General features: G+C 25.0%; 20 protein-coding genes and 1 riboswitch. Of the genes, 5 read left to right on the plus strand and 15 right to left on the minus strand.

All coding sequences use genetic code 11. The features are described 5' to 3' along the window. Positions 1-197: 197 nt before the first annotated feature. Positions 198-515 carry a MazG-like family protein gene (locus tag BN346_RS08505; RefSeq protein ID WP_040327867.1) on the minus strand — a complete coding sequence of 106 codons (318 nt, stop codon included), beginning with the start codon at positions 513-515 and terminating at the stop codon, positions 198-200. A 256-nt stretch (positions 516-771) separates the two neighbouring features. Here BN346_RS08505 and BN346_RS20490 point away from each other — a divergent pair, with 256 nt between their 5' ends. Then, positions 772-1,659: a hypothetical protein gene (locus tag BN346_RS20490; RefSeq protein ID WP_051540196.1), complete on the plus strand. Its 888-nt coding sequence runs from the start codon at positions 772-774 to the stop codon at positions 1,657-1,659. A 33-nt stretch (positions 1,660-1,692) separates the two neighbouring features. Here BN346_RS20490 and BN346_RS08510 read toward each other — a convergent pair whose 3' ends face one another. After that, a complete protein-coding gene (locus BN346_RS08510; RefSeq protein WP_040327868.1) occupies positions 1,693-2,337 on the minus strand; it encodes a hypothetical protein in 645 nt (214 codons plus the stop codon). A 228-nt stretch (positions 2,338-2,565) separates the two neighbouring features. Between BN346_RS08510 and BN346_RS08515 the strand changes: the two genes are divergently transcribed. Further along, the gene (locus tag BN346_RS08515; RefSeq protein ID WP_040327869.1) at positions 2,566-3,636 is read left to right on the plus strand and encodes a DUF6709 family protein; all 1,071 of its coding nucleotides are present in this window, start codon (positions 2,566-2,568) and stop codon (positions 3,634-3,636) included. 119 nt (positions 3,637-3,755) lie between these two features. Here the strand turns inward: BN346_RS08515 and BN346_RS08520 are convergent, their stop codons facing one another. From BN346_RS08520 to BN346_RS08570, 11 genes are all read right to left on the minus strand, one after another. After that, entirely contained in the window at positions 3,756-3,962 is a 207-nt protein-coding gene (locus BN346_RS08520; RefSeq protein WP_051540197.1) for a helix-turn-helix domain-containing protein, read from the minus strand. Positions 3,963-4,147: 185 nt separating this feature from the next. Further along, entirely contained in the window at positions 4,148-4,405 is a 258-nt protein-coding gene (locus tag BN346_RS08525; RefSeq protein ID WP_040327871.1) for a hypothetical protein, read from the minus strand. 54 nt (positions 4,406-4,459) lie between these two features. Continuing rightward, positions 4,460-4,993: a GNAT family N-acetyltransferase gene (locus BN346_RS08530; RefSeq protein ID WP_040327872.1), complete on the minus strand. Its 534-nt coding sequence runs from the start codon at positions 4,991-4,993 to the stop codon at positions 4,460-4,462. A gap of 11 nt (positions 4,994-5,004) precedes the next feature. Then, a complete protein-coding gene (locus tag BN346_RS08535; RefSeq protein WP_040327874.1) occupies positions 5,005-5,817 on the minus strand; it encodes a GNAT family N-acetyltransferase in 813 nt (270 codons plus the stop codon). Between the two features lie 103 nt (positions 5,818-5,920). After that, the gene (locus tag BN346_RS08540) at positions 5,921-6,436 is read right to left on the minus strand and encodes a GNAT family N-acetyltransferase (protein WP_040327876.1); all 516 of its coding nucleotides are present in this window, start codon (positions 6,434-6,436) and stop codon (positions 5,921-5,923) included. Between the two features lie 308 nt (positions 6,437-6,744). Next, positions 6,745-7,227 carry a carbohydrate-binding protein gene (locus tag BN346_RS08545; RefSeq protein ID WP_040327878.1) on the minus strand — a complete coding sequence of 161 codons (483 nt, stop codon included), beginning with the start codon at positions 7,225-7,227 and terminating at the stop codon, positions 6,745-6,747. Positions 7,228-7,251: 24 nt separating this feature from the next. Continuing rightward, positions 7,252-7,335: riboswitch (cyclic di-GMP riboswitch) on the minus strand. A gap of 128 nt (positions 7,336-7,463) precedes the next feature. Next, entirely contained in the window at positions 7,464-9,338 is a 1,875-nt protein-coding gene (htpG, locus tag BN346_RS08550; protein ID WP_040327880.1) for a molecular chaperone HtpG, read from the minus strand. 250 nt (positions 9,339-9,588) lie between these two features. Continuing rightward, positions 9,589-12,168: an ABC transporter permease gene (locus BN346_RS08555; RefSeq protein ID WP_040327882.1), complete on the minus strand. Its 2,580-nt coding sequence runs from the start codon at positions 12,166-12,168 to the stop codon at positions 9,589-9,591. A 12-nt stretch (positions 12,169-12,180) separates the two neighbouring features. Continuing rightward, positions 12,181-12,843 carry an ABC transporter ATP-binding protein gene (locus tag BN346_RS08560; protein WP_040327884.1) on the minus strand — a complete coding sequence of 221 codons (663 nt, stop codon included), beginning with the start codon at positions 12,841-12,843 and terminating at the stop codon, positions 12,181-12,183. A gap of 267 nt (positions 12,844-13,110) precedes the next feature. Continuing rightward, positions 13,111-14,001 (minus strand): sensor histidine kinase, encoded by an 891-nt coding sequence (locus BN346_RS08565; protein WP_242838411.1) that lies wholly within the window; start codon positions 13,999-14,001, stop codon positions 13,111-13,113. 167 nt (positions 14,002-14,168) lie between these two features. Further along, entirely contained in the window at positions 14,169-14,855 is a 687-nt protein-coding gene (locus BN346_RS08570) for a response regulator transcription factor (protein ID WP_040327886.1), read from the minus strand. A gap of 318 nt (positions 14,856-15,173) precedes the next feature. On the opposite strand from BN346_RS08570, the gene BN346_RS08575 reads away from it, so the two are divergent. The 3 genes from BN346_RS08575 (at position 15,174) to BN346_RS08585 (ending at position 18,032) form a co-directional block, all read left to right on the plus strand. Then, entirely contained in the window at positions 15,174-16,247 is a 1,074-nt protein-coding gene (locus BN346_RS08575) for a VanZ family protein (RefSeq protein WP_040327888.1), read from the plus strand. Positions 16,248-16,444: 197 nt separating this feature from the next. Further along, positions 16,445-16,648, plus strand: a complete 204-nt coding sequence (locus tag BN346_RS08580; RefSeq protein WP_040327889.1) for a hypothetical protein — start codon at positions 16,445-16,447, stop codon at positions 16,646-16,648. A gap of 424 nt (positions 16,649-17,072) precedes the next feature. Further along, positions 17,073-18,032 (plus strand): LCP family protein, encoded by a 960-nt coding sequence (locus tag BN346_RS08585; protein WP_040327890.1) that lies wholly within the window; start codon positions 17,073-17,075, stop codon positions 18,030-18,032. Positions 18,033-18,100: 68 nt separating this feature from the next. On the opposite strand, the gene BN346_RS08590 is transcribed toward BN346_RS08585, so the two are convergent. Together BN346_RS08590 and BN346_RS08595 are read right to left on the minus strand one after the other, a co-directional pair. Next, complete coding sequence (locus tag BN346_RS08590; RefSeq protein ID WP_040327891.1) at positions 18,101-19,408, minus strand: APC family permease; 1,308 nt, start codon at positions 19,406-19,408, stop codon at positions 18,101-18,103. A gap of 17 nt (positions 19,409-19,425) precedes the next feature. Next, entirely contained in the window at positions 19,426-20,157 is a 732-nt protein-coding gene (locus tag BN346_RS08595; protein WP_040327892.1) for a gamma-glutamyl-gamma-aminobutyrate hydrolase family protein, read from the minus strand. Positions 20,158-20,257: the final 100 nt, after the last annotated feature.

Raw genomic sequence — 20,257 nt, forward strand, 5'->3', positions numbered from 1 at the left:
TGAAATATAAAATTAATTTAGTTTAATTAGTATACTTAATTAACTTAATTTTAAGTTTAATCATTTCTGAATATTTTGTCAATTATATTTCCAAATATTTTAAATTTCTATTTTAATATTAAAATCTATTCAAATATAGCATTTTTTAAAAAAACTCTAGGTGTTCTACTTTACCTAGAGTTTTTTATATATTATTTTTATTCTTCAGATTTCTGTTTCCATTTATTTATTTTTTTAGAATACAACTCTTCTACTAACTTTTCATCTACATCATTATCACTAACTTGACTTATTAAAGAAGTTGCAACTATAATTACATCTAAACATTCTTCAATTACATCTTTTTTATCTTTATTCTTATATCCACATCCACATGCATTTGAATAACTTAATATTGCCTCAGATACTTCTCCTACTTCCTCCGAAAGTTTTAATGCTCTTTCAATCAAATTTTTTTTATCTAGTTTTGTAAGATTTTCTATAACTTCAAAATCTACTAACACTTTATTTTTCATTATTTATCTCCTTCTTACTTTACATTTTATCTTATAAATTATATTCTAATAACTTTTAAGTAAAATATCTAATTTTATGATTATTTTTTATAAATTTGTAAATAAATAAGATAACTTACATATAATAAGTTGAAATAACTATTTTTAGGTTAAAACAACCCTAAATTAAATTATAATTTTTGATTTTTCAGGAGTAAAATTAAAAGGTATTAAAAGTAATTTTATTGAATAATTTTACATATAAAGAGGTGTTATTATGGTAAAATACGAATTACCATTTAATTTTGATTTAAATTTACTAAATTTTATTGATGACAATATAGATAAAGACTGGATTGAATTTTTATTTTTATCACCTTTCAAAGATGATAGTAGTAATGCTAGAAGTCATGTTGAAGGAGTTGCTAAATCAAATTGGACATACACCGTTCCAAATTCACGAGATGATTATACAAACTTTATAAAAGAAATACAAAAACATGGAATAAAACCAGCTATACTCTTTCAAGAGGATACCCCTATAGCTAGTAATATACTAGACTATTATTTAAAACTTGGAGTAGATTCTTTTATCGTGAATTCTGATGAACTTGCTAAAAATATAAAAAAAATAGACTCTAAGCTTAAAGTAGTAGCTTCAATTACCAAGATATTATCTGCAAAAGATCTATGGGAAAATGATTATTCTATGTATGACAAAATAGTTTTGCACTTTCCATTTAACAGAGCATTATGCAAACTAAAAGAATTGCCTAGCTTTTATAAATATACATTAATAGCAAATTCTTATTGTGTTTATAATTGTAAATCTGCTAAAGACCATTGGAGTAGTACTAAAGAAACATCATCAAAAGTTCCTTGTCTAAAAAATATTAATAAAGATGATTTAATATATATACCACCAGAATATATTTATATGTTTGAACCTTATGTTGATAGTTTTAAAATACAAGGAAGAGAATATCCTACAAATATATTATCTGAAGAAATATATTGTTATTATAAAAAAATCCACAATCCATTAGCTGGCGCAATATATAATAGATTATCCCCATTTAATGGTTGTGAATATTTTAATAAAGGTAAAGACTTAGAATTTGTAAATTACAACAATCCTCATAGTGGTTTACCCCATCCTGCATAAAAAAGTGCTGAGTTTAAAATCTCAGCACTTTTTTTAAGAAGCTTTATTTTTATATAAATTTTCTAATTCCTCTTTATAATATCTTGGATAAAGTACATTATTTATTATATGCATTTTCTTTTTTCCATTTTTCAATATATAGCAATTTCCACTATTTTTAAAATCAAAATTGAAATCAGTATTTATATTAAATTCATCTATTTTTTTATCTAATTTATTTCCAATAAAAATATTTTTTTCTGTAGTTTTATATAAAAATATTTTTCCGTCATATGATTTTCCTAATATTAAAGAAATTGAACATATAAATAAAACTGACCAAAATAATATACTTATCCATGAACTTCTTGCTTGAATAATATTTACTATAGCCATTACTAACCATGCATACCCTACACCTCTTGCATCTTGATAATAACTACTATAAAAAATATTTTTTTCCTTATTAAGTTCAAGTAATAACGCTTCTACTAAATATTTATCTTCTGAAAGTGTGTTCACAATATTATGTGTAACTACCTTATTTTTATATAACATTTTAAAAATATAATTATCATCTAAATAAGCAGCCTTTATATCCTTAACATCATATTCTTTTGTTCTAAACTTTTTATAAAAAGTTAATTTTACATCATTTAACTCTACATATGCCTTTTTATTATAATTTCTTATAACCATATTTATTTATCCCCCTAGACTTTTTAACATTATAACAATTTTTATATTTTTTTACAATTTAGTTATTTAAAAGTTATATAATCTATTATATTGTAAAAAAATAATATATATACAATTTAACTATCAACTTTTGTAACTTTTAATCGAATTTTATAATATACTTATTGTTAAAATTTTATATTTTTTTAAATAATAAGTATTAAAAGGTATAAAAAGGAGACTTTATTTATGAGACAAACAAGCTTTATGAAAATTTATAAAAAAAGATGGCATTCTAAAATTTTAGCATTATCATTTTGTATGTTGATAATTTTAGGATTTATACTTGCAGGACTGTATAATTATTATGATCACTCAACTAACCCCATGATAGTTAAAAATTTAGATGATTATAAAATGGCCCTTAATAATCATTCTTATATCCAAGTATCATCTAATGATTTATATGATTTAAATATTTCTACTACAGAAACAACTAGCAAATTTGGGATAAAATTAAATGAAAGAATTACATCTCACTTAATGGCAATAAAATTAGATGCTTTTATTCTGCCAATAGATTTGCCAAATAAAATTTATTTTGAACTCTCTGAAGGAAAATCAAACTCATACATATTTACTGGTCACCTACGTGAGCTTCCTGATGAAGACTTAGCTTTAATTAAAACATCAATTTCAGAAAATGAATTTTTAGGTACTAATTCACAATTAAAACCCTATTATCAATATTTACATTATGAAACCCCATTACAATCAGCTTTAATTTGCTTTACTTGTGCTATTTTATGCTTATTGTTTATTTCTTTTCTTTACTTCTTTGTTATGAGAAAAAATAACATTGCTTTAAAAAGTCTTAAAAATTTTTCATTAGGTAATTTAGATGAAGCTCTAATTCAAATTGATAAAGAATTAAATCTACCTAATACATATATAAATGGACCAATTTATATTACTGAAAATTATATAGTTGTTAATACACAACAAATAACTTTAGCACTTCCTTTAAAAGAATTAGTTTGGGCATACAAAAAAACTGTGAAACAAAAAGCAGGTGGAATTATAACTGTTGCCAAAAGTAATATGTTAGTTCTTAACTTTTCCGATAAGAAAACTTATACAATAAATATTGCAAAAGGCAATAATTTGATAGATGATGTCATTTGCCATATATCCAAAAATTGTTCTAAAACTTTTGTCGGATATTCTGAAAAACTTAATAATCTATATAAAAAAGATTATAATAAATTTATATCTCAATGGAACATGAAAAAGGAAACTTCAGCTATACAAAACGATTAAATACGAGCAATAAACATTTAGTTTCACAAAAAATAACTTAAATGTTCCCAGAACTCTAGTTTTCATAGTTGTATTACTTTTATTATAAAAAATAAGGTGTTAATTCAACACCTTATTTTTTAGCTTATACATAATTCATTTTTACTACAATTAAAAAACTCCGCAATCTTTTTAATTGTCATCTCATCTGGATACGCTTCTAAGTTTTCATACATTTCTAAAGTTGCTATACTAAGACCTAGTTCATATGCTAGTTCATCTTTACTTAAGTTTAAATTTATTCTTAACTTTTTTAAGTTTTTCGAAAAGTTACTATATCCAATCATTTATATTACCCCAACTCTCATTAAAAATCTCTCTATATAAATTATATTATTTTAATGAGACATAAGTTGTCCATGTAAAAAATTAATATAATGTTAATTCTTGCATAATATAATTGTTAATTTTAATTGGGTTGATTTCCATCTACTTACATCACAAATCAAATTCACAGTTTTAAGTGCTATATTTAATACAAATCCATTTTTTCTATTGATTTATCATATTTAGAAACTTTGCTTTCAAAATACTTGCATATCTCATTATCACTTACCTCACAGCCTACTTCTTGAATCTCTAAATATACATTTCCTGCAATAACTCTTCTTTCATCTTTGCTAGGTTTTCTTTTATTTTCTACTATAAAATTAATATACCTTTCTCTAAGCATTGTGGAAATCTTTATTTGCTCCTTCATATTTAACTGTACCCACTTTTTTTTCATCATTTGTTTTCATCACTCCTAAATTATAACATTCTAACCATAAATCTTACTACATATTTAACTATTATAATATTCTTCTCTTAAAATTCCCATAGAAACTTCATCATGATATTTTCCATCAACAAAAAGTTCGTCCCTTAATATGCCTTCAACCTTAAATCCACATTTTTCATAAGATTTTATAGCTCTTTTATTGAAAGAAAATACATTTAGCTTTATTTTGTGTATATTCATTTGCTCAAATATAAAGTGCATTAAGACTTTCATAGCATCTGTTCCATATCCTTTTCCTAAATAATCTTTGTCTCCTATAAAAATCCCTACCACTACGTAACTGTTTTTCCAATCTACTTCATTTATACCACAACCACCTATATATTTTTTATCTTCTAATGTTTCTATTGCAAAGTTATAAGTATCTTTACTTGCACTTAAATTTTCATACCATTTTTCTTCATCTTCATAAGTATACAGAAAAGGAATTCCTGGATTTAAAAGTTTTTTTATTTCTGAATCATTAACGTACTCCTGTGCCAATTTAATGTCTTCTTTTTTATATTCTCTAAGCCTTATCTTTTCACCTTTATACATATTTTCTCCTCCTAATATATAAACATAACACTATCTACATCTCCACATTCTTCATATCCAATATTTTTATATACATTTACTGCTGTTTTATTATTTAAATTTGCATACAGCATTGGTGTTAATCCTTCTTCTAATAATTTTTCACTTAATTTAGCAACTAACGAACTTGCATATCCGTTATTTCTTTCATTTTTATTTGTATATACACTAGTTATTCTAGCATATTCTAAAGTTTTATGAACGACCCTTGCCATTGCTACAATCTTTTTATCTACTTCCCATAAGAATAAATCATTATTATTTATAATTTCCATTGCTTCTAATATTTTTCTTTCTCTATCTATTCCTTCTCCACCTGATGATTCATTAAAATCTGATAAATACTGTGAAACTATATCTGTATGATTTAAATTTGCTTTAACCATTTTCCCTTTTGAGTACTTGTCTAATATTACTTTTGTACATTTATATGCACCCATTCCTATATATTTTTTACATTCTACATTAAACTTATCTTCATAAACTTTTGATATTTTTGATATAAAATCAGGTTCACCTGATACTCCACTTATGCTATTTTCATTAAGTACATCACAAAGCTCATTTGTTACAATATCAAGCTTTTCCTCAGCCATATCCTGTATTGCCCAAATCCACATATCATGCCCTGGATTGCACATTGCTATTAAATCATCTTCTTCTGTCTTTAAAGCTAAAACTTCATTTCCCTCACTTATTCTATAAAAAAGATTAAATTGGACATCATAATCCTTAAATGGTTTTTTAAGTAAAACATCACTATCACTTTTAAAACAACTTAACATATATCCCCATCCCCTTTTATACAATTTTAATTTTTTTATATTAATTTGACTTATGTATTAAAAATATTTTTTTAAATTTAATATACAAGTCAAATATTTAAATCTACTTAATAAGTTTATAATTATATCTAGCCATTATATATTCATCCTCATAAATTCCATTTCTTATGATTGCATATTTTCTTTTTCCTTCAATTACAAATCCTAATGATTTATAAAGGCTTATAGCTTTTTCATTGTCCACAAATACGCCTAACTCTATTCTAACTAACATTAACCAATTATCTGCTATATCAAGTAATTCTTTCATAAGCGCTGTTCCAATACCATTTCCTTGGTAATCTTTTCCTATACTTATTCCCATACTTCCTGAATGTCTTACTCTATTAGATTTGTTTACAGATAAAGAAGCTACTCCTATAACTTTTTTCACTCCATCTTCTAATATTTCAGCCACTATCATATGATCATTTTCTGTAAGATTATCAATAATTCTTTGTGATCTTGAAATTCTTTCACTAACAATCCCCATTGTATTTTCTCTTACACCATCTTGACGTCTTATTTCATTTATAAACTCTGCATCTTCTTTTACTACTGGCCTTATTAAAAAGTTCATTTAATCATCCCCTAAATCACAAAATTTTCTTAACATTATTCTTGAAGTATTTTTCATTCAATTCACTAAATTTAAAATTTATATAAAAAAAACACTACGAATTCACTTTAGTAGTGACTCCGTAGTGGTATCTACGTGTAGGATTAATCCCTGTGTCGCTCACTTTTGCTTAGACACACTCACTTTATGTATTTATAATATACATTTTCCAATAAATTGTCAACTTAATTTCCATTTATTCAAATTATTGTTCAAATAAAATAAAAAGCTATAGTACAATATTATTTATACTATAGCTTACTACTTTTCTATTTAACTAACTCCCAAAACATTGGTGCTTCACATGGATTCCAACCTGGTTGTGCATAATGGAATCTTTTGCATTTATAAATATTTGAATTATAACTTACAATATCACCTTTTTGATATGGAACTTTGCTACTTTCAACGTGAGTTTCATCTGCATACCATTCTGGCACAACACCTACTGATTTCCAAAACATTCTTGCTTCACTTGGATTCCAGCCTAGTTGAGGATAATGAAATCTTTTGCATTCATATACTTTACCGTTATAAATTGCAATACTACCTTTTATGTAAGGGTTCTTTTCATTTTGATTTAATCCTTCTTGTGCGTTCCAAATACTCATTGGACTTTCTTCATCTACTACATTATATTGAATTTTAGAACTCTCCATTGTTTTAGCTGTAACTGTAGGAATCATTCCTCCAAATACCATTGCTGTACCTAAAAATAATGATGTAATAACTTTAACTTGTTTACTTTTCATATTAACACTCCTAATTTTTTTTAATTATAATTAGGTCGGTTGCACTACTAACTCCATATAATTTAAGTGCCCACATACAAATTATACTTCTTCATTTCCTAAATTTATTATATAATACTTTATTTTCCTTGTAAATAAAATTCTTTATTTTCTTATTTTTCCTTAAAAGGATCTTTATTTATAAAATATAAAATGGTTTCTATTACCTAAATAATAGAAACCATTTTAATATCACATTATTTCATTATTTTACAGATGTTATTTGTAAATTCTACTGGATCATTTATAGCTAATCCTTCTATAAGTAAAGCTTGATTATATAATAAATCTGTATATAATTTGAATTTTTCTTCATCTTTTTCATGAGCATCTTTTAAAGCTTTAAATACTTCATGATTTTCATTTATCTCTAAAATTTTATCCGCTTTTACATCTTGACCATTTGGCATAGCTTTTAAAACTTTTTCCATCTCTATTGAAAGTTCACCTTCATTAGATAAACATACTGGATGATTTTTTAATCTCTTTGAAGCTTTAACTGATTTAACTTTATCAGCCAATACATTTTTCATAGCTTCAAAAACTCCTTTATTCTCTTCATTTTCAGATAAATTTTTATCGTCTTCTGTCTCTATTCCTAAATCACTACTAGATACAGATTTAAATTCTTTTTCTTTATAATTCATCATCATTTTAATTGCAAATTCATCTACTTCTTCAGTAAAGTATAATATCTCATATCCTTTATCTAATACTAATTCTGTTTGTGGAAGTTTCTCAATTCTTTCCACTGAATCACCAACAGCATAGTAGATGTATTTTTGATCTTCTGGCATTCTAGATACATATTCATTTAAAGTTACCATTTTCTTTTCTTTAGATGAATAGAACATTAATAAATCTTGAAGTACATCCTTATTGCTTCCAAATTCACTATATACACCATATTTTAATTGAGAGCCAAAAGTTTTATAGAATTTCTCATATTTTTCTCTATCATTTTTTAATAGATTTTCAAGTTCACCTTTTATTTTATTTTTTATATTTTTAGCTATTAATTTTAATTGTCTATCATGTTGTAATATTTCTCTAGATATGTTAAGTGAAAAATCTTCTGAATCAACTATACCTTTTACAAATCCAAAGTAGTCTGGTAATAAATCACCACATTTATTCATTATTAAAACACCATTTGAATAAAGCTCTAATCCTTTTTCATACTCTTTTGTATAGAAATCATATGGAGCTTTTTCTGGAATAAATAATATTGAATTATAACTTACCATACCATCTACACTAATATGAACATGTTTTATAGGTTTATCAAATCCAAAGTGTTTTTCACTATAGAAGTTATTATAGTCTTCTTCAGTAAGTTCATTTTTATTTTTTCTCCAAATAGGAACCATGCTATTTACTGTTTCTTCTTCTTTATATTCCTCGTATTCTTCTTCACTACCTTCTTTTAACTTATTTTTTGTTAATTCCATTTTAATTGGATATCTTATAAAGTCAGAATACTTTTTAATTAAATTTCTTAAACTATATTCATCTAAATAATCATCAAAATTTTCATCTTCTGTATTATCTTTAATTTTTAATATTATTTCTGTACCTACAGAATCTCTATCACATTCTTCAATTGTATATCCTTCTACCCCTTGTGATTCCCATCTGTAAGCTTTATCGCTTCCAAAAGCTTTAGTTATAACAGTAACTTTATCCGCTACTAAAAATGCTGAATAAAACCCAACACCAAACTGGCCAATTATATCATGACCTTCTTCTAATTCATTTTCTTTCTTAAATTGAAGTGAACCACTCTTTGCAATAACTCCTAAATTGTTTTCTAACTCTTCTTCAGTCATTCCAATACCAGTATCACATATTCTTAACACTCTATTCTCTTTTTCTGGCATTACTTTAATATAATAATCTTCTTTGTTAAAAGTTAACGAATCATCACTTAATGTTTTATAATAAATCTTATCAATTGCATCACTTGCATTAGATAATAACTCTCTTAAAAAAATCTCTCTATGAGTATAAATTGAATTAATCATAATGTCTAATAATCTCTTAGACTCTGCTTTAAATTGTTTAGTTTCCATTTTCAAATGCTCCCTTCACCATAAAGACTATATATTTAATTTATTTTTATTTCTATTTTGTTAGCACTATATCACAACGAGTGCTAACAGTATATCTTTTATATACCATATTTAAAAATGCATGTCAAGTTCATTAATTGATGTTTTTTATAAATATATTATGTAATTCTATTAATAACTTTATAGATTATATAACCTAAAATAAGATGATTTCTATGTTTTCAGAAATCATCTTATTTATTTATTGAATTTATTCAGTAACTTTGAGCCTATCTATTATATTTTCTTTGTTTATTAAATTATATCCTATTAACGGTATTATAAGCATAAATGCTGTTATAATAACTATAGCTATAATTATAGATATTATACATATTCTTATATCCATGCCATAATGTGCATCAGTTAAATTTCCACCAATAATTGATGCAAAAATTCCTAATGGTATTATTAAACTAGAACTTAATAACGTATAATACCAACCTTCAAATCGCAACATCTTTTTAAGTTGCTTTTTAGTCATTCCTATTGATTCAAGCATTGCAAATTCAATTTGTCTAGAGAATATTCCTGTAAATATTGTATTCATAACATTTATAACACCTATTAATCCTAATATACTTGAAATAGAAACTCCAATTGTAGCAATTATTAACTTAAAGTTTTCCATTTCTTTAATATATGCACTTTTAGATCTTAGTTTCAATACTTCATTCTCACTATTCACAAGCATCTTTGACATTATTTCATCTGCTTTTTTTATATCAACATTATCTTTTAATTCAATGCCAATTTTATTTACACACTCTTTATAATTAGTAAATATTTTCTTGAATTGATTTTCTTCTAAATTTATTATCTCTAAATTATTAGGACTTAACTCTTTATTTTTTGCAACCACTGCCATAACTTTAAATTCTTTTTTCATTTCTACTTCTTTTCCATCTTTATCTTTTAAAATAAAATTCAAAGGAAGAACATCTCCAGCTTTTAAAACTCCCATTTTGCCCATATTAGGATATGGATAACAAATAATATACTCTCCGGTTTTAAACTTTTCTTTGTCTATTTTCCCATCAATTACTTTCAAATTTTTTAATTCTTCCTCTAAATCTTCTTCTTTTATTGAATTTACAGAAGTTCTAACTCTATCACCTTTCATTTCTCTATACCCAACATGTTTTTTTTCAGGATCTCCATAACTTTTAAATTCTTTTTTTAGAAGTCCATCAAATGAAAATTCGACTTCAAAAATTAATATTTTTCCATCTTCTAATGGTGTTATACCACTATAATAGGTTTTTACATTTTTTACAATATCTAAATTCTTTATATCATTTATAAACCCTTCTGTTATAGGTTTGTAATCCTGTTCCTTTGTGTACATTATTGGATCATTTTCTATTTCTATATCCATCCCCATTTGGCTATCAGCATGTTTTTGCGGATTCAAACTCATTGTTGCATTAATAGTAGCTATAACTGTTGTAGCACTTAATGCAATTGAAAATATAGATAATGTGACACGTTTTTTGTTTTTTACTATATTACTCCAAGCCATTTTATGAACTTTAGCTCCACCAATTCCTTTTTTTATTTTTTTCTTTGATGCTTTAAAGTCACCAGACACATATCTTACTGCTTCTATTGGGGAAATTTTTGATGTAGCTTTGGCAGGCTTTCTTGTACTAATGATAACTGTCACTAATGAAAAAATTATTGCTAATAAAAAAGCATATAAATTTGGCTCAATTACTATAAAATTACCAAATGTTAATGAACTTAATACAATTGGCATCATAATAATTGTTGTCAAATACCCTAAAAACAAACCTATTGGTATAGCTATAATACATAATAACAAAGCTTGGTTTATTACTATTTTTTTCAATTGTTTTGATGTAGTTCCTATAGTTTTTAACAATCCATAAAATCTAACATCTTTTGATACAGATATATAAAAAATATTATATATTATTAAATATCCAGTAAATATAATTATTAATATGGCTGACCCAACTGCTATGACTTTTTTAACGTACTCACCTATATCAAATTTTTCTTTATCATATTTAGGATTTGCTTGATATTTTTCAACACCTAATTCTTTTGCAATTTTATCAATCTTATTTTCAACTTCTTTAAAGCTAGAATTTTTTTTTACATCTTTTAAATTAATCATAGCTATTCTAGCATTTTGACTTTTGTTTATTTTTATATTGTTTTTATCTATAAAATCTTCATGTGTAAATATTTTAGCCTTATCCGACCCCTTTCCTAAAAATGTTTCATAATATCCACATAATTTAAATTCTATAGGTTTTATATTATTACCTATTGCTATATCTAACTTTATTTTTTCGCCAACCTTTTTATCAACATTTAAAACCTCTAAAATCCATGTTGGAACTAATACTTCATCAGCATTTTTAGGATAATCACCTTTTATAGGATAAACACCTATCATATCATATGCAGTTTTATCAGCTACCATAAAATTTACATATTCATTTACTAGTTCTTTATTTTTAACACCTTTTATACTGACCCTTTCACATATTCCTATTTTTTTAATATTTGTTATTGATTTTAAATCATCTTTATCTTTGTTATACATGCTTACATAGCCATCACAATCCATGTTGTATCTTGAAATTATATTATATTTTTCATCTGCTTTAGATGCAATTATTGCACCTTCTATAGTTACTGTTATTAATATTGTGGTCAATGCTATAGCTAATATTGCACATATATTTCTCATTTTATTAGCTTTTAAACTTCTTCTTACTAATCGCTTAATAATTTCTTTATTATTATTGTAAAGCATATGTCCTTCCCCCTAAACAATTTTGCCATCTTCAATTCTAATTACTCTATCTGCCATTTGTGCTATTTGTTCATTATGTGTGATCATTACAATTGTTTGATTAAACTTTTTGCTTGTTATTTTAATTAATCCTAAAACTTCTTGCTCTGTTTTTGAATCTAAATTTCCTGTTGGTTCATCAGCAAGTATTATAGATGGCTTTGTTACTAATGCTCTTGCAATAGCTACTCTTTGTTGTTGACCACCAGAAAGATTATTGGGTAATCTATAAATTTTGTCTTTTAATCCAAGAGTTTCAACTACATCATCAACATATTTAGTATCAATTTTATTTCCATCTAATTCTATTGGTAAAACAATATTCTCATAAACATTTAATATAGGAATCAAGTTATAATTTTGAAATATAAAACCTATATTTCTACGTCTAAAAATTGTTAACTCATCACTATTCATAGAAAGTATATCTTTATTATCTAAAATTACTTTACCTTCACTACTTCTATCTAATCCTCCAATTAAATGTAGTAATGTACTTTTACCAGATCCAGATGTTCCAACGATTGCAACAAATTCACCTTTATCTATTTTAATATTAATGCCATCTAGTGCTTTAACTAAATTTTCATCTTCACCATAGTATTTTTTTAAATTTTCAGTCACTAATATACTCATATTTATTCCCTCCATTATCTTTAATTCAACACCTTAATTTTATCATTTCATCTTAATAACAGTCCTCACGATAATGAGACATTCATCCTTTAAATATAACAACATTGTTATATTTAACTATTTTTATTTTCGTAAATTATAAAATTCATCTCAAATTGCTAAATATATCTTTTTACATAAGTTTAAAATTTAATAACTTGAATGATTTAAAAAAGTTAAAATCCCTATACAATAAAAAAAGCAGCAACATTATTTTGTTACTACTTTTTAATTGCTTAAAAATATTGAAAAAGTACTTCCTTCATTTTTTTTAGATTTTACTTTAATATATCCACCTTGTTTTGTGATTATTTCATTTGCTAAGTACAAACCAATTCCTACCCCTTCAAATTCTATTACTTCTCTACCTCTAAAAAACCTTTTAAATATATTATTTATTTCAGTAACTTCTATTCCAATTCCTGTATCTTTAATATCAATTTTCGTAAATAAATCCCACTTATCTACTGATATTTCTATAGTTCCATTTACATCTGTATATTTAACTGCATTTTCAACAATATTAAATATAGCTTCACTTGTCCATTTTTTATCATGACATAACTTTATTTCATCACAACAGCTAACCACTAAATTTATGTTTTTTCTATCAGCTTTTAAATATATTCCTTTTAATGAATCTGTTATAGTATCTTTTAAAAATGTCTCTTCTTTATTAATTGCTATTATATTACTTTCTAATCTAGACATTTTTATTAATGATTGCACAAGCCATTCAAGCTTTGATACTTGAAATCTCATATTTCTTAAAAATATTTTTTCTTTTTCTTTTTCAAGTTCTCTTTCAATTAATGTATCATTATACATAGCTATATTAGTTATAGGAGTTTTTATCTGATGTGATATATCTGAAATCAATGATTTTATACTATCCTTTTCTTTAAGATATACATTTCTATCATTATCTAATATATTTAAGAGTTGTTTAAATTTATTTTCTAACTTAGACAATAATGATTCTTCATTTATATTAAATTCTATATTTTCTTCTTTATTTATAATTTTTTCTATAATCTCAATAATTCTATTAGAAAAATTTTTCACTTCATTTCTTATAAGCATTACCCCAATAATACATATACTAAAAACTAATACCACAAAACATATTATTAAAAATAATATTTCATTTGTTACTTTTTTAAAATTATAAGTGTTAATGCAATTTAATTTTAGAATAATAGTTAAAATTATACTACTACTAAAAACTAACATAAACATAATAAAAATTACATGCATTTTATCCAAAATAAAATTTTTCATTTTATTCAATTTTGTTCACCTTCCCAAGAATAACCTATTCCATAGATAGTTTTAATATATTTAGGTTTAGAAGAATCTTCCTCTATTTTTCTTCTAATTCTATTGATATTTACTGTAAGCGCATGTTCTTCTATATATTCATCTTCTTGCCATATCTCATCCATCAATTCTTGTCTTGTTAAAATATCACCTTTTGCAGTTACAAGTTTTTTAAGAATTTTATATTCTGTTGGTGCCAAAAATATATTTTTATTATTTTTTTGCACTGTCATTTTTTCAAAGTCAAATTCGAACTCTCCACTTCTAAATATATTTATTGTTCTATTTAATCCATATCTTCTAAATATAGCTAAAACTCTTTCTCTCAAAATGCTTATACTAAAAGGTTTTGTTATGTAATCATCTCCACCTATTTTAAATCCAGTTATAATATCTGTTTCCATATCACATGCTGTGAGAAATATGATTGGTTTTTCATATTTTTTTCTTATTTCTCTGCAAAATTCAAAACCATTTCCGTCAGGTAAATTAACATCCAAGATTATCATATCAACTTTATCATTAATTAACTTAATTCTAGCTTCGCCTAAACTAAATGCTGAAATAACCTTAAATCCATCCATTTCTAAATTAAATGCAATTCCTTCATTCAGCATCTTATCATCTTCAATTATCAATATACTATACAACATGTCCACTCCCCTTTGTATAATTTTGGAATATTTGATTTATGCAAGCTATAAAATTACATACTTATATCTTTATTAAGTTATTTTCAAAACAAATAAAATTATTAAAATTTCCTACCATAAAAAAAGATAAATTAAAGATTAAAGTAAATTTAAAATATCATCTAACAGAATTTTTTTATAAATTTTTGTTGTTTTTACTTAATTATACACTAAAATTAACGAAATTATTATAATCATATTAATTGTTTCACTGTACAAAATATAGTTAAACATATTAATTTATTTATGAACTATTTAAAATTTAGGAGGTTTTCTATTTTGAGTGCTTATTTATTTCCAATAAAAGTAGCAGTATTATTATTTCCAATATTAACTTCTATAATATGCATTCCATATGCTGTATACAATTATAGAAAATATGGAACAAACAACAAATTTAAAATATTTATTTTTTATACATTTGTTTTTTATTGTATTACAGCTTTTTTTATGACTTTATTGCCATTACCACAAGTTGATGAACCTTTTTTTACAGGCTCTAATACTCAACTAATACCCTTTACATTTATAAAAGATTTTTTATCTGAAACAAGTGTTATATTAACTAAACCTAATACATACTTGCATATATTTTCTGAGCCAGCTTTTATGCAAGTTTTCTTTAACATTGTACTTACAATACCTTTAGGAGTTTATCTTAGATACTATTTCAAAAAAAGTTTTAAACAAACTTTACTTATATCTTTTTTGGTAGCTGTATTTTTTGAGGTTACACAATTAACTGGTATATATGGAATTTACAAATATCCTTATAGATTATTTGATGTAGATGACCTTATGATAAATACGTTGGGTGGATTAATTGGGTACTCAATAACACCACTATTTAAATATATTTTACCTGATATAAACATTATAAAATCTAAAACATTTAATAAAGGCTCTTCACCAAGTTATTCTAAACGCATCTTAGCTTTTTTAATCGATTGGAATATATGTTTCTTTTTCTTTAATGAAGAAAACATCTTTTCATTTATTTTTATAACTTTTATATATTTCATTTTAGTACCATACTATTCAAATGGATTTACGCTTGGAAAATATATATTAAAAATTAAGCTAAAAGGACCAACTGACAAATTAAGTTTTAAACAAGTATTTAAAAGATATGGTATTTTACTATATGGATTTTTTCTTTCATCTTACATACTTAACAATGGAATTGATTATTTACTTAGAATAGAAAAATATGATTTTTTTATATTACTATTCATTATGCAAATACTACTAAATAGTTTTGCACTTATACACTTAGTCAGCCATATTTTTAAAAGAAACCCTATACTCTTACATGATAAAATCAGCCATGTAGAAAATATAAACTTATCTTAATATTATAAAAGAGTGTTTAAAAATTTAACTTAAACACTCTTTTATATTTCTAAATTATTAATAAATTGTAACTTTACAATATTGTTACATAAAATTAACTATATATTTATGAAACACTGTTGAATATTTTTTGTTTCAATAGTAAAATATATACAGTTATTAAATTATTTTACATTTTATTAGAAGGAGGTATTTTTATGAAAAAACTTATAAAAAAAATTTCTGTTCTGTCATGTGCTGCTCTTTTAATTGGTGGAATTGGCTTAACAACTGTTGCTAGTGCTAGACCTGTTTGTATGTGTGATAATCCTGATATAGAATCCTGGAAAATTGGAAAATGTACTATGAGATACCACTGTAAAAATTGTGATTGGTGGACCGACTGGAAATACTGTAAATAATACTTTGTATTTTACAATATAATTCTTTTAGTTAGTGTCATTATTTTAACAACTGTTATCAATATTGAATATTCTTATATAGTTAACAACTTATTAAGTGAATTATATCTTATAAATAATTTTGCTATTAGATATTGTTGTGGCAATTGAAACTGAAATTATTATAAATAGTATAAAAAATAAAATGATATCAAATTTTGATATCATTTTATTTTTTTAATTTTGATATTTGTATATATCCTAACTATTTTTTATACTAAACTATAATTATTGTAGTGATTTTATTTTAGAGTACATAATTTTCTTTAACAATACTACTTTTTAATTTAGATTTTTATACAATTTATATTTTTCTAAATTTCAACACATTTTTGCTATTTGTATGCTATACTATTTTTACTAATGTTTAACATAAATAGGAGAGGTGTTTAAATTGGATAAATCAAATAAATCCAAAAAAATATTAATATCTATTATTGTTGTTGTTTTATTAATAATTACTACTTTAACAATGTATACTCTATATTTATCAAATAAAGTTCAAAAGCACAATATTTCTAAAAATGATACAGATTTAGGAATTTCAAAAGAATTTAAAGAAAAAATAGATTCAAATCCAGATATTAAAAATATAACTAATATTGCTTTATTTGGAGTTGACTCGCCAGATGATAAAAATGAAAATGGACGTTCAGACTCAATAATGATACTTACTATAGATAATGTTCATAATAAATTAAAACTTACATCAATAATGAGAGATTCTTATGTAAATATTTCTAATCATGGAATGGATAAAATTAATCATGCATACTCCTTCGGCGGACCAGAACTAGCAATAAACACATTAAACTCTAACTTTGATCTTAATATCAATGACTATGCTATGGTTAACTTTTCTACGTTACCTCAAATTATAGATAAATTAGGTGGTGTAGATATAAATATAAAAGATTATGAAATTCCTAGTTTATCAACATATGGTATATATTCTCCTGGTGAATATACCTTAAATGGAGAACAAGCTTTAACTTACTGTAGAATAAGATATGATGGAAATGGCGATTATGAAAGAACCGAAAGACATAGAGCAGTTCTTAACAGCTTGTTTGAAAAATTCAAAGAGCAAAATGTTGCTGATTATATGTCATTAGCAGATACTATACTCCCACTTGTTAAAACAAGTCTTTCAACTACTGAAATAATAAAAACTGGTACAATTATTTTAACATCTGGAATGAAAAATTTAGAACAAGAACGCTTTCCTACTGATGAATATTCTAGTGGTGAAATTATTGATGATGTATTCTATTTAACATTCGATAAAGAAAATGTTAAAGATCAAATTCATAAATATATATTCGAAGATATAAAACCTAAATAGAAAAATAGAGGTTACATTAATTATATTTTATGTAACCTCTATTTTATCAATTATATTTCTATAAACTTTTAAGCAACATCTTCTACATCATTTTTATGTTTCTTATTCATTTTAATCATTAATAAATATATAGGAATTCCTATTATTAAACCACCTAGTCCCCATAATATTTTTTCCGTTGATGATTGGAATAATAGCCATATACTTACGCATATCGCAAGTATTGGAACTACAGGTCCTAGTGGAATTTTGAATGAACTTTTTAAATCTGGTCTTTTCTTTCTTAAAACTAGTACCGCTAAACATGTTGGTACATATTGTGCAAATCTTGAAACAACACTAATAGCTGCTAACTTTGTGAAACTACCTGATAAAGCAACTGGTATAGTTAATGCAACTGTAACTATTATCGATATATATGGTGTTCCTTTTTTATTATATTTTGCTAAACATTTAGGAAGTAATCCATCTTCTGCTAGTGCTACTGCTGTTCTTGGAGTAATAAATGATGATGCTATGTTAATACCACCTATAGATACTAATGTTCCTGCACTTACTAATATTCCTCCCCAAGATCCTAAAAATATTGATGAAGCATCTGCAACTGGAGTTTTAGTTACTGCAAGTCCCTGTCCTAATATTCCAATTGATACTGTTTGTATTAATAAATAAACTACTGATACTATAATCATTACTGTAATTATTGCTTTTGGTATATTTTTTTCTGGATTATCCATATCCTCTGCTGCAACAGCTATAGATTCAAAACCTGTAAATGCATAGAATATTAAAAGAGCTGTTGCACCAAATGAACCACTTACATATGTTCCATTAGGAAATACTGGTGTGAAATTTGAACCTTTTATAAAGAAAATACCTACTGCTATGAATATAATTAATGGTAATAATTTACCTACTGTTATTATATTGTTTAAAACTTTTGATATATTTACACCTAAAATATTAACTACTCCTAGTCCCCCTAGAATCGCTACTATTATTATATTTTTAGTCATACCTTCACCAGCTGCTGGCCATATTGCTGATAATGCTGTAACAAATCCAACTGCCATAGTTGCCCATGCTATAATTCCTATAGCCCATTTCATAAATCCTACTTCAAACCCTACAAAGTCACCAAATGCTTCTTTTGCATAAACATATGGTCCACCGTTTTTATTAAACATTCCACCAACTTCTGCAAAACATAACGCAATACTAACAACTAATAACATGTCAAACAATATAACTAATAAACTTGCTGGACCTATAAGTTCCATAGCTTGATTTGGTAAAAGAAATATTCCTGATCCTATAATTGAATTAATACCAAGTAATACTATACTCCAAAAACCTATTTTCTTCTTATTACCCATAAAAATCACACCTCTTTTTATTTATTTTTGCATTCATTTATAAAATATTTAAATATATCCATCATTCCTTTATCTACTCCTGACATCATTTCTGGATGCCATTGAATTCCCATAACTAGTGGCTTTTCTTCTCTTTCAATAGCTTCTACAACTCCATCTTCAGCTAAAGCTACTATTCTAAATCCATCAGCTACATCTTTTACTGCTAAGTGATGAAAAGAATTTGAATATGTTTTTTCACCTAAAATCCCACCTAAAACAGAATCTTTTTCAACAGTTACTGTGTGAGTAGCTTGACTTGGTAATGATCCTTGATTGTGTTTAATATAACATCCCTCAATTAAAGATAAATCTTGATAAAGACTTCCTCCATTTGCTACATTTATAACTTGATGACCTCTACAAATACCTATGATAGGCATGTTTTTATTCATAGCTTTTTTTACTACTTTAAAATCAAAATCATCTCTTTCTGGATATATGCCTCCTAATTTTTGATGTGGTTCTTCATTAAATAATAAAGGGTTTACATCATGTCCACCTGATAATATTAATCCATCAATTAAATCTAATTGATTTTCTATAACTTCTTCATCATTATTCATTGGTATTATAAATGGAATACCACCTGCCTCAATTACTGACTTAACATAATCATTATTTACATATGATCTTTTGTATCCAGGAAACATTCCCCCTTCATCAATAATCATACTTCCTGAAATACCTATAATGGGCTTTTTCTTCATGAATTACTCCTCCTAAATAATTTAAAGTCTATCTTTTGTTACCTCAATTATTTATAAAGCAATTTGCGTGCCAACTTTATTGAAATGAATCTTTTTATTT

Origin of the sequence: Clostridium ihumii AP5, from assembly GCF_000612845.1 — a bacterium.
Lineage (GTDB): Bacteria > Bacillota > Clostridia > Clostridiales > Clostridiaceae > Clostridium_J > Clostridium_J ihumii.